We start from the raw sequence: 13,782 nt of genomic DNA on the forward strand, positions 1-13,782 counted from the left end.
GTGCAGCCATTAGGAAATGGCCAGCGATTGTCCGAACTTTTCCTGACCATTCGTTGAAATGCAGGTGTTTTTTTCTATCGCCCGGCATTCAATAGTAAGAAAATACTCTTTCAGGCTTCCCTGAAAAACAACAATGAAATCTTCATTTTCCATCAAATCGTGCGGCATAACAAGGGCAGGCGGTTTATTAAATTTGACAATTTCACATCTCTGCAAGACAGTTGCTACAAATTGAGAGCAGAAAAAAGTATTTTTTCTTGAGAGTTGTTTATTAAACATGATGGCAAAAAGGCCCAGCAGATTATAACTGTAATCGTCTTTTTCAGATTCTATCTTATTTATAAGTGCTTTAAGCTTGTTTAGCTGTGCATCTGTAACAGAACAGCTGATGACAGTACACTTTGAGTCAGTAAAAAATTTCCCTCTTAAATTTTCTTTAACAAAACCGCCTATAAATGGATTTTTCGCCGTTTTCCTGCCAAAGCTGTACACATTTTTTAATTCAGGGTCAATTGAAATAGAAGCATGGTTATAAGGCTTTTTTGTGTAAAGCTTAATAAGCCGCGTAAATAACGTTCCGGTATCCGTAAGGAGTATATAGATTTTTTGATTAGACATAGCGTATCTCCTTATTAAAAATATGATTATATTCTTATAATATGGAGATACGTCTCTTAGGTTAAGAAGCCTGCGTTGTATATGGTTATAGGACTTGAGACTTAAGGTTATAAATTATACATAGCTCTTCTGGACAAAAATATATAAAGACGTAGGAAAATGGTGTGAAGCCCTAGAACTTTAATGCAATGAGCTTTAATATGGAGGGTGAATTTATTGGAACAGACAATTTTTGATCATATGGAAAAAGTGCGTGGCATTACAGAAAAATCAATCAGACGGATTCCAGAAGAAATGGCTGATATCATACCAGAAGGATTTAACAATAGTATCCGCTGGAACTTCGGGCATATTGCATTTGTCCAGGAAAAGCTTGTCTTTGGAATATCAGGTGAAAAAATGAACGTCCCAGTGAACTATGAACGGTTATTTGGCGCTGGAACTAAGCCTGCCGATTGGATCGAAGAACCGCCTTCCTTCAGGGAAATTGCGTCCGTCTTAACCGAACAAAAACCCAGGATAAAGACATTTCTTCAAGGGCGTATGGATCAAAAACTGCCAAGTCCCTTTACAAACCGCGGCGGCATTACCTTTTACACAACCGGAGAGGCTTTTTTATTCGGCTTTTACCATGAAGCCATTCATATGGAGACTATTAAACAGATTTATCGTTCACTTATAAATAAAGGCTGAATTGTTTTAAAAAAGTACAGCCTTCTTACTCCTGTCTGGTGTTAGAAGATGCTCGGAGTTCGGTTTCCTACTGCCTCTCTTTAGAGATTTCTGTGTCCGAAGCTGCACAGAGTTTTGACTCTGATTCACGGTTCCGGCTTTCTGTGTCCGAAGCTGACCCGGGTTCCGACTCCGATTAACGGTTCCTGCTTGCTGTGTCCCAAGCTGACCCGGGTTCCGACTCAAATCCATGGTTTCCGCCTTTCTGTGTCCGAAGTTGAACCAGGTTCTGACTCTACCAGCCTCTTTTCTCCTTTCTGTGTCCGAAGTTGCGCCAGGTTCTGACTCTACCGGTCTCTTTTCTCCTTTTTGTGTCAGAACTTGCAACAGGTTCTGACTCTACCGGTCTCTTTTCTCCTTTCTGTGTCCGAAGTTGAACCAGGTTCCGACTCAAATCCCCCGTTCCCGCCTTTCTGTGTCCGAAGTTGGCCCAGGTTCTGACTCAAATCCATGGTTTTCGCCTTTCTGTGTCCGAAGCTGACCCGGGTTCCGACTCTCACATCCTCTTTTATGCTTTCTGTGTGGCCAATGACCAAATTTCTACAAGAAACAAATAAGAGGCATGCCACATAGGACATACCTCAATCTCATTCCGGCATATTCAATCGCGGAAAAAAGTTATAAACCATAAAAACACCGAATAAACCAAAGAATAATGCACCGAAGATTGAACCCTCCACCAGGGCAGCAATTCCAAATGCGATGGCAATCAAACCAACCCATGCGGCAAATGACGAAATGGTGTAATGATAAATACCGCCGATAAATGTCAGCGTCTTGCCCAGGAATTGTCCTTCGCTTCCTGCTCTCTTAACTTCGATAAGCGTTAAAATAAAGCTCCAAAGCAGCAGCAAAGGTATCCCCCATAAAAAGATAAACCCGAATACTTCCATGCTTCTCCTCCAAAAATTTACTCCATAAACCTCATTAAATCCCCATGCACAATATCATCAGAAAAGCCGAGCTCTTTCCTGGAGATATCCATAAAAGGTTCACAGCCTGTAATATCCGCTTCTTCTTCCGATTTACTATCGAAGCATTTACCGGATTTGTACAAATAGTCTTTCGCTATGAAACTTCCATCCCGGAAGGTAACCGGATGATCGGAATCCCTTGTAAACAGGTTCTGCCCGAAGCTGAAATTATCATCAGCACTTATGCCGAGCAAATGAAGAATGGTTGGCCTGATATCAATTTCCCCGCCAAGGTTCGAGAACGTTTTGCCCTCCACACCCGGAACGTGAATAATCAGCGGCACACTCTGCAGCTGCATGCGGTTCACAATCGTATCTTCCTGCCCCAGCAGTTCAAGTACACCATGCTCATATTTGTCAGAGATGCCATAATGATCGCCATACAATACGAACATCGTATTTTCATAGAGTCCCTTCTTTTTTAAGTCCTGGAAGAAGTTTTTAATGGCTTCATCCTGGTATCTGACGGTTGTGACATAGCGATTGACCACCATTTCACTCGTGCTTGCCTCAGTGATAAACTGATCTTCCTCTTCCAGCAAAAACGGGAAATGGTTGGTTAATGTGATAAACCTTGCGTAGAAAGGCTTTTGCAGGTTATCCAGATGCTGAATGGATTGCTGAAAAAACGGGATATCCTTAATCCCGTAATTCACAGAGTTCTCATCCGTCACCACATAATCAGCTTTTGAAAAATACCGATCATACCCTAAAGAATCATACATAGCTTCCCGATTCCAGAACGAAGCGTCATTGCCGTGGAAAACGGCTGCGTAATAATCCTTTTCAGCTAATATATGCGGCAGGCTCCGATAAGCGTTTTCCGTTTTCCGGACAAATGCCGAGCCGCTCGACAACGGATAAAGGCCCGTATCAACCATGAATTCCGAGTCCGATGTTTTGCCCTGTGCTGTCTGATCATAGACCCGGCTGAAATAAAAGCTGTCTTCAATCAGTGAATTAAGGAAAGGCGTTATTTCCTGCCCGTTCACCTTCTGGTTGATCACAAAATTCTGTGTGGACTCCATGCTGATCAGAACGACATTCATTCCTTTTGCGGCACCAAAGTAATCCGATAGCTTCTCTTCATGGGATTGCACATACTCAGCAGAAGCCTCAGCATCCGTTGCACTGGCAAAAGCGCGGTTGAGCGGGTGGGCTGCAGCGATGCCGATATCATAAAGATGATATTGATACAAGCCGATATGCTTAACAAGCTGCTGGCGATTATAGGATTCCGAAAATAAATGAGGCACTTTCACCAAGCCAAGAGTGATGGTTATTAACACAAACATCAGACTGACAGCGCTATAAAGCCTTTTTGATTTATATGTAACCTGCTCACCTGCTGATTCCCTTTTTAAATAGAAAAGCCAAAAAACAGCCAGGTCAGCCAATAACAGAAGATCCCACGGGCTGATCAATTCAAAAGTACTCGGTCCTATCCCTCCGACATTTTTAAACTGAAAAAGGATCGGAACGGTTACAAAATCTGTATAAAAGCGATAATAAAGAAGGTCTCCAAAAAGAATGCCGGTCAGAACTGCCATCGCTGCAAAAATAGCTCCCGGTTTGACCTTTAGCTTAAAATAATAAGGAACTCCAAGAATGACCATTATGGCCCCAATCGGGCTTAACAGAATAAATAAAACATCAGTCCAGTTCTCCGGTTGCAAATTGAATCCGATAAAAGATACAGCAGCCGTCTTGATCCAGATTAAGATAACGGCAGCCCAAATGGGAGGAAGCTTTTTAAATAACTTCATAATCATACCGCTTTTCATAGTGTTTTTCGAAAATACCTGCCATCATTTCAATAGAAGCCATGACCTTCTCTTCTTCCTGCGCCCCCATCAGAGCCACCTGAACCCAATTTCTTTCAAGCAGGTACCCGCTTTCATAGCTTAGTAGAGTTCCTTTCTGTTTGCATATGTCGCCAAATTCCCTGCTGGAAATGCCCTCCGGCAAATGGACAGTAAGGATGCCTGGCGAATAATCGTTCCCGCCGAGAACGGAAAAACCCTTGTCTGCAAGCCTTTCCCTTACTTTTAGAGACAATCTGTTTATCTTCTCATAATCTATCAGCTTTATACTCTCTTTTAATGCGTAGACCAGATTGGAAGAATGGGTATATGGAATGCTTTCATTGTCCTCATACATCTTTAAATCCAGGTATCTGGGAACACTGCTGTTCCCTTTTATTCTATCTCTATGGAATACAATCGCAAGTCCCGGGTACGAGCCAAATCCTTTTCCGCTGACGGAGGATGCCAAAAGAATATTTTTAAGATTAAGCGGAACAATTCCGGCAGTACTGCATGCATCCACGCAAAGCTCGGCACCATACTTCGCACATAGCTCCTGAATTTCGCTGATATCGAACAAATACCCGGTTGAGGTTTCACAATGGACAGTCCAGACCCATTTTATAGAAGGATTTTCTGTCAGCATATATGCAATTTCCTCATGCAGGATCGGTTCATTCCACTCTTTTTCAATCGTTTGAAAAGATAACTGAAACCTTCTGGCATGATCAATTAAACGATAGCCAAATTCACCATTGGCCAGGATCAGTCCATTCCCCTCCATGTTTTTCAGCTGGGCAGCCACAAGGTCGTTGGAAAGGGTTCCTGTCCCGACAATAACTTCAGCAAAAGCGGCACCTGTCATCCTGCATAATTGAGAACGCAGCTCCACCAAGCCCTTGATAAAGTCACGATTACGATGTGATACGGCTTCTTTAGCAAAAGCGTTTTTCACGTTCTCATGAATAGGGACTGGGCCCGGCAAAAGCGAGTGCTGCCCGGACTCCTCTGAGCTTCTGGCCATTAAGCGTTTAAAGGCTTTTGTGGAACGTTCGAAATTCTCTTTTGTTAAGTACATGGGCTGAAATTGGGCGCCCTCCTCTCCTGTCAGAGGACCAAAAGGCAAAAAGCCAATCCGCTTATACAATTTCAGCTGCCTGACCGTCCCAGAGATCAGCGCCATCGTATAATTTTGTTCAAGGCAAAACTCCACAAGCCTTTCACAAAGCTGATAAAAAACACGGGTGCTGCGGTATTCTTTTTTGACTGACAGCAGGCGCACCTCGCAATATTCACCTTTCACAGGCAAGTATTCTTCGAGATTAGGAAGCTTATAATCAAGCGAAAATGGCCTTGTCGCGCGAATGGCGATCATTCCTGCCACTTCCTCACCAGCCTTGGCAATCACATATGTATTCTCTTTATGAAATTTATCGATTAAATACTGATTTTCATTTTGCTTATGCTGTGGAATTTCTTCCACAAATGTTTGATAGTTCAGCTGATGGATTTGTTCGAATTCACCAGGTTCGGCTGCGATTTTGCAGATAATATTCATATTTTACCTCCTATGCTTAGGCATGATGAAATTTGTATGGGAAATTACGACAATGATAAGCATCAGCAGCAGTCCTGCCGCAATAATGAATGAATCACCAATCACCCAGGCTGTTATGGGAATAGAAGCCATCGAGATAAAACCCGATAATGTATACTTCCGAAGAGCTGCGAACATGATTCCCATTGTGATGGCCATGAATGCGATCGTTAGAGGCTCCAGATACAAGGCAGAAGCCAGATACACAACCACTCCTTTTCCGCCATGTAACCCCAGCTGAATTGGGAAAAGATGGCCCAACAGCACGCAAACAGCGCTCAGAATGAGTACACCTTCCCCCTCAAACAGGAGTCCAGCTGCATATAAAGCTCCCCATGTCTTTCCCGCATCAACGGCTATAGTCAGCAAAAACCCGGTTTTCCCGTATGCTCTTCCTGCATTGGTAGCTCCTGCATTCCCGCTCCCTATATACCTTATATCCTCTTTTGCTAAATATTTAACCACATAATAAGCCCCTGTTATGCACCCCAATGCGTAAGAAAAGGCCATAACGATCAGAGCGTACCAAACATCTTCGATCATAAACACCTATCCCGCCTTCTACTAATTAAACGATCAAAAAGGGTAAAAAGTTTCATATAATCACAAATTTACTATCAATTATGGATATACTCACCTAATTTTACCATTAAACAATGTGAATGCCAGAGCCTTAAATCATAATTCTCCGATTTTATTGTCAATATTAAACTTTCAATAAAAATTAATTTTTGTGTTGACATTGTTTAGCATTCGCATATAATTTGCATTAAGGCAAAACTTTTATATAAATGCATAAAACTTGTCCATACGACGTTAAATTGTATAAAAACAATTAATTTGTATATGTTTAAAATTGGAAAATGAAGGAGGATAAAAAAATGAAGGATCCAGCTATCTCCATACAGGATTTGCATGTTTCCTATTTTGGAAATGAAGCGGTAACAGGGGTCAGCTTATCGGTGAATACCGGCAATCTGGTGGGCATTATCGGACCGAATGGTGCAGGCAAATCAACCTTTCTAAAAGCCATGCTGAATCTCATACCAAAGGATAAAGGCGCAGTTCAAGTACTGGGAAAACCCATCAATGAAGTGCGCAAAAGCATCGCCTATGTCCCCCAGCGGAATGACATAGACTGGGACTTCCCCATCACGGTGCTTGATGCCGTCCTGATTGGGACCTACCCCCATTTAAAATTGTTCCGCCGTCCAAAAAAGAAGGATAAAGAATGGGCCATGGAATGCCTTCAGCGAGTCGGCATGCAGGAATTCAGCAAAAGACAGATTGGTGAATTGTCAGGCGGACAGCAGCAGAGAGTCTTTCTGGCGAGAGCCCTTGCCCAGAAAGCGGATCTGTTTTTCCTGGATGAGCCGTTTGTCGGTGTTGATGTATCGAGCGAGGAAACGATTGTGAACATTTTGAAGGAGCTGTGCAGGCAGGGAAAAACGGTGATTGTCGTACACCACGACTTAAGTAAGGCGAACGATTATTTCAATCAGTTAATTCTGCTGAATAAGGAATTAATCAGCTTCGGGACTGTTGAAGAAGTGTTTAAACCGGAAGTAATTGCAAAAGCCTATCAGGGGCAATTTGCTTTTATGAATGAGATTGGGGTGTCATTATAATGGCTTTTATCGAAGCGGTTATGCAATATGGTTTTCTGCAAAAAGCGCTATTAACCTCGGTGATGGTAGGAATTATCTGCGGAGTCATCGGCTGTTTTATCATTCTGAGAGGAATGGCTCTCATGGGAGACGCCATTTCACATGCCGTACTTCCCGGTGTCGCTATTTCGTATATGCTGGGTGTTAACTTCTTCTTCGGGGCCGTAATCAGCGGTGTGATCACAGCCATCGCTATCGGTTTCGTCTCCCAAAACAGCCGGATTAAGCATGATACCTCAATTGGCATTATGTTTACAGCCGCATTTGCTTCAGGAATCATTATTATTACGATGCTAAAAAGCAGTACAGATCTGTATCATATTTTATTCGGAAATGTTCTGGCAGTAAGATCATCCGATATGTGGATCACATTGGGCATCAGCCTGATTGTATTGGGGGCTGTTTACCTCTTTTACAAAGAGCTATTGGTGACATCATTTGATCCGACAATGGGCGCAGCTTACGGACTGCCCGTGCGTTTCATTCATTATTTCCTGATGACACTATTGACAATGGTCACTGTTGCATCCCTTCAGACAGTTGGTATCGTCCTGGTTGTTGCCATGCTGATCACTCCTGCGGCTGCCGCTTATCTGTTAACTGAACGGCTATGGATGATGATCTTCCTTGCGTCCGGCATAGGGGTGATTTCATCCATCACAGGGCTTTACTTCAGCTTCACCTACAATTTAGCTTCAGGAGCGACGATTGTCATATCATCTACTGCTATCTTCATTCTCGTTTTCTTATTCTCCCCTAAGCATGGGCTGATATGGAAAACACTGAAAGTAAAGAAAAAGAGAGCTTCATTAGTGTAATTAAAAAAATGTCAGGAGGTTTTCAAATGTTTAAAAAAGGCTTTCTTTTACTGGCTTCATCCCTTCTTTCCCTGTTATTTTTGTCGGCCTGCAGCAGCGGTAAGAGTACATCTGCCGAAAATGATGGCAAAATCCAGGTTGTCACTACCTATTCGATTGTGTATGACATTGTGAAAAATGTAGGCGGGGATTTGGTTGAGATTCATAGCCTGGCACCAATCGGCTCTAATCCCCACGAATATGACCCGCTTCCTGAGGATGTGCAAAAAACAACCGATGCAGATGCTGTATTTTACAACGGCCTAAATCTCGAAGCCGGCAATTCATGGTTCAGCAAGCTGATGGAAACGGCCGGAAAAGACGGTGAAGATGCACCTGTCTTCCTGATGAGCAAAGGCGTTGAGGCTATGCACTTAACCACGAAAGGCAAAGAAAGCGAAGAAGATCCCCATGCATGGATGGACATCCGAAATGGGATCAAATACGCGGAAAATGCCAGAGATGGGCTGATTAAGGCAGATCCAGACCATAAAGAGGTTTACGAAAAAAACGCGGAAGAATATATTGCAAAGCTTCAAAAGCTGCATGATGAAGCTGTAACACAATTTAACGAAATCCCGGAATCTGAACGGGTTCTCGTAACAAGTGAAGGTGCTTTTAAATATTTCAGCGAAGCCTACGGATTCCAGGGTGAATACATTTGGGAAATCAATCAGGAAAACCAGGGAACACCCGAACAAATTACAAGAATTGTAGATATTATCAATGAAAAAGGCATTACAGGACTATTCCTCGAAACAAGCATTGACGCCCGAAGCATGGAAGCCGTATCCGATGAAACCAATGTACCGATTATGGGTAAAGTGTTTACAGACTCTCTGGCAAAGCCTGGTGAAGAAGGCGATACGTACATCTCGATGATGGAATGGAATATTAAAACCATTAAAGAAGGCTTGACGAAGTAATTCCAGCAAGCAGGTGAAACATGTGATCCCCATTCGTATAAAGAGATATATTCTGGACATTTTTATCTTACAGGAAGCACATGGCCATGCAACCATTTCCGGTATCGCCAAGAGTTTGAAGGTCACCGCCTCGGCAGCGTCTAAAATGGCCGGAAAGCTTAAAGAAGATGGTTACATTTACTTTCAGCCCTACGGAACCATTACTCTGACAAAACAGGGATCAGAAATGGGCAAAAAGCTATTCCAGGATCATCAGGTCTTAATGGAGTTCTATCAAATAATTGGGGTTGAAGACAAACTGATCCGGCAGAAAGTCAGAGAAGTGGAAATGCATCTGGGATCGGAAGTTATTTTTAAAATTAAGGGTTTTTTAGAAGAACATAAGAAAAACGCTTGAGATGTTCAAGAACATTCAAGCGTTTTTTTCTGATTTAATCCGGTTTGTCATGACCATTCAAAAAATCATGCAGTTTTTTTCCAAATACACTCCATGTTCTCAAGGGTCTTCCCTTTCGTTTCAGGTACGAACTTCCATACAAAAACGGCTGAAAGAACACTCATCACTCCATAGAAACCGTATGTTATGCCGCCGCTGAATTCCATCATCATCGGATAAGTCGATGAAATGAAATAGTTTGCGGCCCATTGTGCAGCCACAGCTACCGCCACGGCCTGTCCGCGGATTTTGTTCGGAAAAATTTCCGAGATCAATACCCAGCAGATCGGCCCCCACGACATCATGAAAGAAGCTGTGTAAACGATAATAAAAATTAACGTTCCCATGCCGATTATATTGGAAAAGGCCATTCCGGCGACACCAAACATCCCGATTGCCATGCCAATGGAACCTGTGATTAATAATGGCTTGCGCCCCCATTTATCTACAGTTAAAATGGCCACCACTGTAAAGATGACATTTATGACTCCCATCACAATCGTCTGCAGCATCGAGGCATCCTTAGCTGCTCCCATGCTTTCAAAGATACGCGGTGCATAGTAGAGCGCCACATTAATTCCGACAAACTGCTGGAATACAGACAGCAGGATTCCTATAACAATCACTAATTTTCCATATGCAAACAGCTTTTCTGCCGGAACATTTGCTGAGGCGGTTACCGATTTTTTAATTTCACTCAGGATCGTTTTTGCCTCGCTTGCCCCATTAATTTTCGTAAGGACTGCTAAAGCCTTTTCATCATGATTTTTAATGGCCAGGTAACGGGGAGTCTCCGGAACCAGGAGCAGCAGCAGACCAAAGGCAAGGGCCGGAATAGCTTCTGAAGCAAACATGTACCTCCAGCCGACATCATTTATCCATTCCAATGGACGGCCGCTGGCAATGCCCCAGTTGACAAAGTACACGACAAGCATACCGAAAATGATCATAAACTGATTAAATGAAACCAGGCGTCCGCGGATATCTGCAGGTGCAATTTCACCGATATACATCGGAACAATGGCTGACGCGAGACCAACCCCAATTCCGCCTATAATGCGATAAAGATTGAACGTCAGCAATAATGAGATGGTCGGTTCCCCTTTAGTGAAAAATAAAAATTCAGGAAAGGCTGACCCTAAAGCAGATAAGAAAAAGAGGAAAGCCGCAGCAATAAGCGAATTCTTCCGCCCAAACTTCGACGCAAAATAACCGGATATCAAACCGCCAATAATACAGCCAATTAAGGCGCTGGAGGTTGTCGCCCCATGGGCCAGCGACCCTAATCCCAGACTCTCGATCAAATAGATTTCCAGTGACTTTTCAGCTCCTGAAATAACAGCCGTATCATATCCGAAAAGCAAACCGCCTATCGCAGCAACCAATGTAAGTGAACCAATATAAAGAGAGTTCCGATTCTGTTTCATAGTTTGTTAAAGACAGATTTGAACATGGTATAGCGCTTACAATTTACTATTTTCAAATCTATCTTTACTCCTTTCTATTCGAAATGATTAATCAACGAGAAACTTGAAACTGGTACTTGTTTTATAGACTTCATTTTTCTCCAGGATAATAGAAGGAAAATGTTCATGATGAACAGCATTTGGAGGACATTGAGTTTCGAGACACAGCCCCAAATGCCTTTTTGACTGAACACCCCTGATTTTAAAATCGTTTCCAAGCATGTTCGCTGTATATAAAACAACACTCGGCCTGTCCGTTTTCACAGCCAGTTTTCGTCCGCTTCCGGAATCCGCTACAGTCATTCCACCTGTATTTAATAGAAAGGGATGATCATAGCCTCCGCCCGCAAGCAGGTTCTGCTGATGTCCGGACCCTACGCCTTCTTTGATTTTCTTACCGGCTCTGAAATCAAACGGGGTATTTTCCACATGTATGAATTCCCCGGTAGGAATCAATGTTTCATCAAGCTTCAGAAAGTGATCACTTTTTATTGTCACCTCGTGCTCAAGAATGTCCCGCTTTAAATCCCCGCTCAGGTTAAAATAAGTATGGTTTGTCAGATTGATGATCGTTTTTTTATCAGATATCGCTTCATAACTTATGGCCAGTTCATTATCATTATTCAGTGTATAGTTTACCGTTACCTCAAGTGTCCCGGGATACCCTTCTTCTCCATCCGGACTTATATAGGAGAACCTGATATTTGCCTCATTCAAGCCCTTTTCGGCGGACGAGTCCCAAAGCACCTGGTGAAAACCTGCTCCTCCATGAAGATGGTGTTCCCCATCATTTTTAGGCAGACTGTACACAGATCCATCAAGAGTGAAGCTTGAGCCTGCTATCCTTCCGGCCACCCTTCCGATTATTGCGCCGAAGAATGGTGAATGATTTACATACTCTTCAAGAGTGTCAAAACCCAGGACCACATTCTCTATATTCCCTTCACGATCAGGGACAGATATCCCGGTAATGATTCCCCCGTAGTCGATACACGATACGCTCATTCCATGATCATTGCTGATTGTATAAGATTTAACACTGTGTCCATTCAACTCGCCATAGATACTTTCTGTTATGTTCATGACCTTCTCCCCCAAGGCAGCTTACTTTTTCCTGAAACCGGCCAATCCCTCATTCAGTTTCCTGGTTTGTACATAAACCTCTTTATATAATTGGAAAAGCTCCTGATATTTCTTAACGTTTTCAGATATCGGGACATACGTTTTTTCGTATGTTATGAAATCATCCGCACAGGCTTCCAGAGATTCATACCATTGGCATCCGTATGCCGCGAGCATTGCCGCACCAACAGCAGGGCCTTGCTCACTTGAAAGCTTTACAATGGTGCTGTTGAAGATATCTGCCTGTATTTGCAGCCAGGCATCACTTTTGGCTCCTCCGCCGATTGAAATGATGGTATCGATCAGCTTGCCGCTTTCCCGGAATATTTCAATCGATTCATGTAATGAAAAGGTAATTCCTTCAATGACCGATCGGACAAAGTCGTTCCGGTTATGTGAAGAGTCCATGCCGATAAAGCTTCCCCTAATTTGTGAATCTGCATATGGCGTTCGCTCGCCGGCTAGATATGGGGTAAACAAAAGACCATTCGATCCAATCGGAACCTCGCTTATTTCAGCCAGCAGGGAGTCAAATGATTCCATTTCAGCAAACGTATTTTTAAACCAGCTCAAACTATGTCCCGCTGCCAGGGTTACTCCCATTGTGTAGTAGGCATTTTCTTCACCATGATTAAAATAATGCACCTTTCCCTGAAAATCCTTGTCATTTTGTTCTTCATAGGATAAAACGACCCCTGATGTGCCAATGCTGCATAATGTTTTGCCTTCTGACAGAATTCCTGAACCGATCGCACCGCAGGCATTGTCAGCACCTCCGGCAAATACCTTCGTGAAAGGAGATAATCCCGTCTCGTCCGCAATCTCAGGTATTAACGTCCCTACGCATTCATGGGATTCAACTAAAGGCGGGCACATATTCACATCAATCCCGGTTAGCTTGCACATCTCTTCACTCCACATTTTCCGGCCAACATCCAGGAGCAATGTGCCCGCAGCATCACTGTATTCACTATGAATCTTTCCAGTCAGTTTAAAGCGCAGATAATCTTTAGGGAGCATAAATACAGCCGCTTTTTCAAATACATCCGGCTCATGCTGCTTTACCCAAAGCAATTTAGGCAGTGTGAAACCTTCCAGGGCCGGATTCTTGGTGATTTCCAGCAAACGCTTCTCACCAGCCAAGTCATAGATCTGCTTACATTGTTCTGTCGTGCGGGTATCATTCCATAGGATCGCATTGCGCAGAACCTTATTCTCTTCATCCAGAAGGACCAGGCCGTGCATTTGTCCTGAAAAACTGATTCCCTGTATGTCTTCCGCATGTCCTTCGAACTGTTCTGTAAGTTCTTTAAGAGCATCGACTGTTTTATCAATCCATTCAGCCGGGTCCTGTTCACTATAACCCGACTTTTCATGAATGAGCGGATAAGACCTGGAAACTTCGCTGCACACTTCTCCCTTTTGATTCATTAGTAACACTTTTACCGAGCTCGTGCCAAGGTCAATCCCGATTACATATTTCATGATTGATCATCCTTTAGAAAATGAAATGTATGCTGCTTTTTAAAAATGTACTGGGACACTTTCGTATTCCCAGTACATTTAGTCTTTCTATTAATCT

The 13,782-nt window shown here is 43.0% G+C and carries 13 protein-coding genes; 5 read left to right on the forward strand and 8 right to left on the reverse strand.

All coding sequences use genetic code 11. The annotated features are described in order from the left end of the window. Positions 1 to 9: 9 nt before the first annotated feature. Positions 10 to 618, reverse strand: coding sequence for a hypothetical protein (locus tag BK139_RS08595; protein ID WP_076257933.1), 609 nt, complete (start codon positions 616 to 618; stop codon positions 10 to 12). 216 nt (positions 619 to 834) lie between these two features. Between BK139_RS08595 and BK139_RS08600 the strand changes: the two genes are divergently transcribed. Beyond that, positions 835 to 1,311, forward strand: a complete 477-nt coding sequence (locus tag BK139_RS08600; protein ID WP_076257934.1) for a DinB family protein — start codon at positions 835 to 837, stop codon at positions 1,309 to 1,311. 626 nt (positions 1,312 to 1,937) lie between these two features. On the opposite strand, the gene BK139_RS08615 is transcribed toward BK139_RS08600, so the two are convergent. Genes BK139_RS08615 through BK139_RS08630 form a run of 4 tightly spaced genes read right to left on the reverse strand, consistent with a single transcriptional unit; the run spans position 1,938 to position 6,269 of the window. After that, on the reverse strand, positions 1,938 to 2,243 hold the full coding sequence (locus tag BK139_RS08615) for a hypothetical protein (RefSeq protein WP_076257937.1): 306 nt from the start codon (positions 2,241 to 2,243) through the stop codon (positions 1,938 to 1,940). Between the two features lie 17 nt (positions 2,244 to 2,260). After that, positions 2,261 to 4,090, reverse strand: coding sequence for an LTA synthase family protein (locus tag BK139_RS08620; protein ID WP_076257938.1), 1,830 nt, complete (start codon positions 4,088 to 4,090; stop codon positions 2,261 to 2,263). Beyond that, on the reverse strand, positions 4,077 to 5,687 hold the full coding sequence (locus BK139_RS08625; protein WP_076257939.1) for an aminotransferase class V-fold PLP-dependent enzyme: 1,611 nt from the start codon (positions 5,685 to 5,687) through the stop codon (positions 4,077 to 4,079). The genes BK139_RS08620 and BK139_RS08625 overlap by 14 nt, the downstream gene beginning before the upstream one ends. A 3-nt stretch (positions 5,688 to 5,690) precedes the next feature. After that, on the reverse strand, positions 5,691 to 6,269 hold the full coding sequence (locus BK139_RS08630; protein ID WP_076257940.1) for a glycerol-3-phosphate acyltransferase: 579 nt from the start codon (positions 6,267 to 6,269) through the stop codon (positions 5,691 to 5,693). Positions 6,270 to 6,607: 338 nt separating this feature from the next. Between BK139_RS08630 and BK139_RS08635 the strand changes: the two genes are divergently transcribed. Genes BK139_RS08635 through BK139_RS08650 form a run of 4 tightly spaced genes read left to right on the forward strand, consistent with a single transcriptional unit; the run spans position 6,608 to position 9,573 of the window. After that, complete coding sequence (locus BK139_RS08635) at positions 6,608 to 7,354, forward strand: metal ABC transporter ATP-binding protein (RefSeq protein ID WP_076257941.1); 747 nt, start codon at positions 6,608 to 6,610, stop codon at positions 7,352 to 7,354. Then, positions 7,354 to 8,211, forward strand: coding sequence for a metal ABC transporter permease (locus BK139_RS08640; RefSeq protein ID WP_076257942.1), 858 nt, complete (start codon positions 7,354 to 7,356; stop codon positions 8,209 to 8,211). Before BK139_RS08635 ends, BK139_RS08640 begins: the two co-directional genes overlap by 1 nt. 26 nt (positions 8,212 to 8,237) lie before the next feature. After that, positions 8,238 to 9,176, forward strand: coding sequence for a metal ABC transporter substrate-binding protein (locus BK139_RS08645; protein WP_076257943.1), 939 nt, complete (start codon positions 8,238 to 8,240; stop codon positions 9,174 to 9,176). Between the two features lie 22 nt (positions 9,177 to 9,198). Next, positions 9,199 to 9,573 carry a metal-dependent transcriptional regulator gene (locus tag BK139_RS08650; RefSeq protein WP_286148306.1) on the forward strand — a complete coding sequence of 125 codons (375 nt, stop codon included), beginning with the start codon at positions 9,199 to 9,201 and terminating at the stop codon, positions 9,571 to 9,573. Between the two features lie 65 nt (positions 9,574 to 9,638). On the opposite strand, the gene xylE is transcribed toward BK139_RS08650, so the two are convergent. The 3 genes from xylE to xylB all read right to left on the reverse strand — a co-directional run bounded on the left by xylE (position 9,639) and on the right by xylB (position 13,685). Further along, on the reverse strand, positions 9,639 to 11,039 hold the full coding sequence (gene xylE, locus BK139_RS08655; RefSeq protein ID WP_076257945.1) for a D-xylose transporter XylE: 1,401 nt from the start codon (positions 11,037 to 11,039) through the stop codon (positions 9,639 to 9,641). 87 nt (positions 11,040 to 11,126) lie between these two features. Continuing rightward, positions 11,127 to 12,161: an aldose epimerase family protein gene (locus tag BK139_RS08660; RefSeq protein WP_076257946.1), complete on the reverse strand. Its 1,035-nt coding sequence runs from the start codon at positions 12,159 to 12,161 to the stop codon at positions 11,127 to 11,129. Positions 12,162 to 12,182: 21 nt separating this feature from the next. Then, complete coding sequence (gene xylB / locus BK139_RS08665; protein ID WP_076257947.1) at positions 12,183 to 13,685, reverse strand: xylulokinase; 1,503 nt, start codon at positions 13,683 to 13,685, stop codon at positions 12,183 to 12,185. Positions 13,686 to 13,782: the final 97 nt, after the last annotated feature.

Source organism: Paenibacillus sp. FSL R5-0490 (assembly GCF_001956215.1).
GTDB lineage: Bacteria > Bacillota > Bacilli > Bacillales > Cytobacillaceae > Cytobacillus.

Coding starts and splice junctions, on each gene's coding strand:
- BK139_RS08595 (WP_076257933.1), bottom strand. CDS start 618: ATGTCTAATCAAAAAATCTATATACTCCTTACGGATACCGGAACGTTA.
- BK139_RS08615 (WP_076257937.1), bottom strand. CDS start 2,243: ATGGAAGTATTCGGGTTTATCTTTTTATGGGGGATACCTTTGCTGCTG.
- BK139_RS08620 (WP_076257938.1), bottom strand. CDS start 4,090: ATGAAGTTATTTAAAAAGCTTCCTCCCATTTGGGCTGCCGTTATCTTA.
- BK139_RS08625 (WP_076257939.1), bottom strand. CDS start 5,687: ATGAATATTATCTGCAAAATCGCAGCCGAACCTGGTGAATTCGAACAA.
- BK139_RS08630 (WP_076257940.1), bottom strand. CDS start 6,269: ATGATCGAAGATGTTTGGTACGCTCTGATCGTTATGGCCTTTTCTTAC.
- BK139_RS08635 (WP_076257941.1), top strand. CDS start 6,608: ATGAAGGATCCAGCTATCTCCATACAGGATTTGCATGTTTCCTATTTT.
- BK139_RS08640 (WP_076257942.1), top strand. CDS start 7,354: ATGGCTTTTATCGAAGCGGTTATGCAATATGGTTTTCTGCAAAAAGCG.
- BK139_RS08645 (WP_076257943.1), top strand. CDS start 8,238: ATGTTTAAAAAAGGCTTTCTTTTACTGGCTTCATCCCTTCTTTCCCTG.
- xylE (WP_076257945.1), bottom strand. CDS start 11,039: ATGAAACAGAATCGGAACTCTCTTTATATTGGTTCACTTACATTGGTT.
- BK139_RS08660 (WP_076257946.1), bottom strand. CDS start 12,161: ATGAACATAACAGAAAGTATCTATGGCGAGTTGAATGGACACAGTGTT.
- xylB (WP_076257947.1), bottom strand. CDS start 13,685: ATGAAATATGTAATCGGGATTGACCTTGGCACGAGCTCGGTAAAAGTG.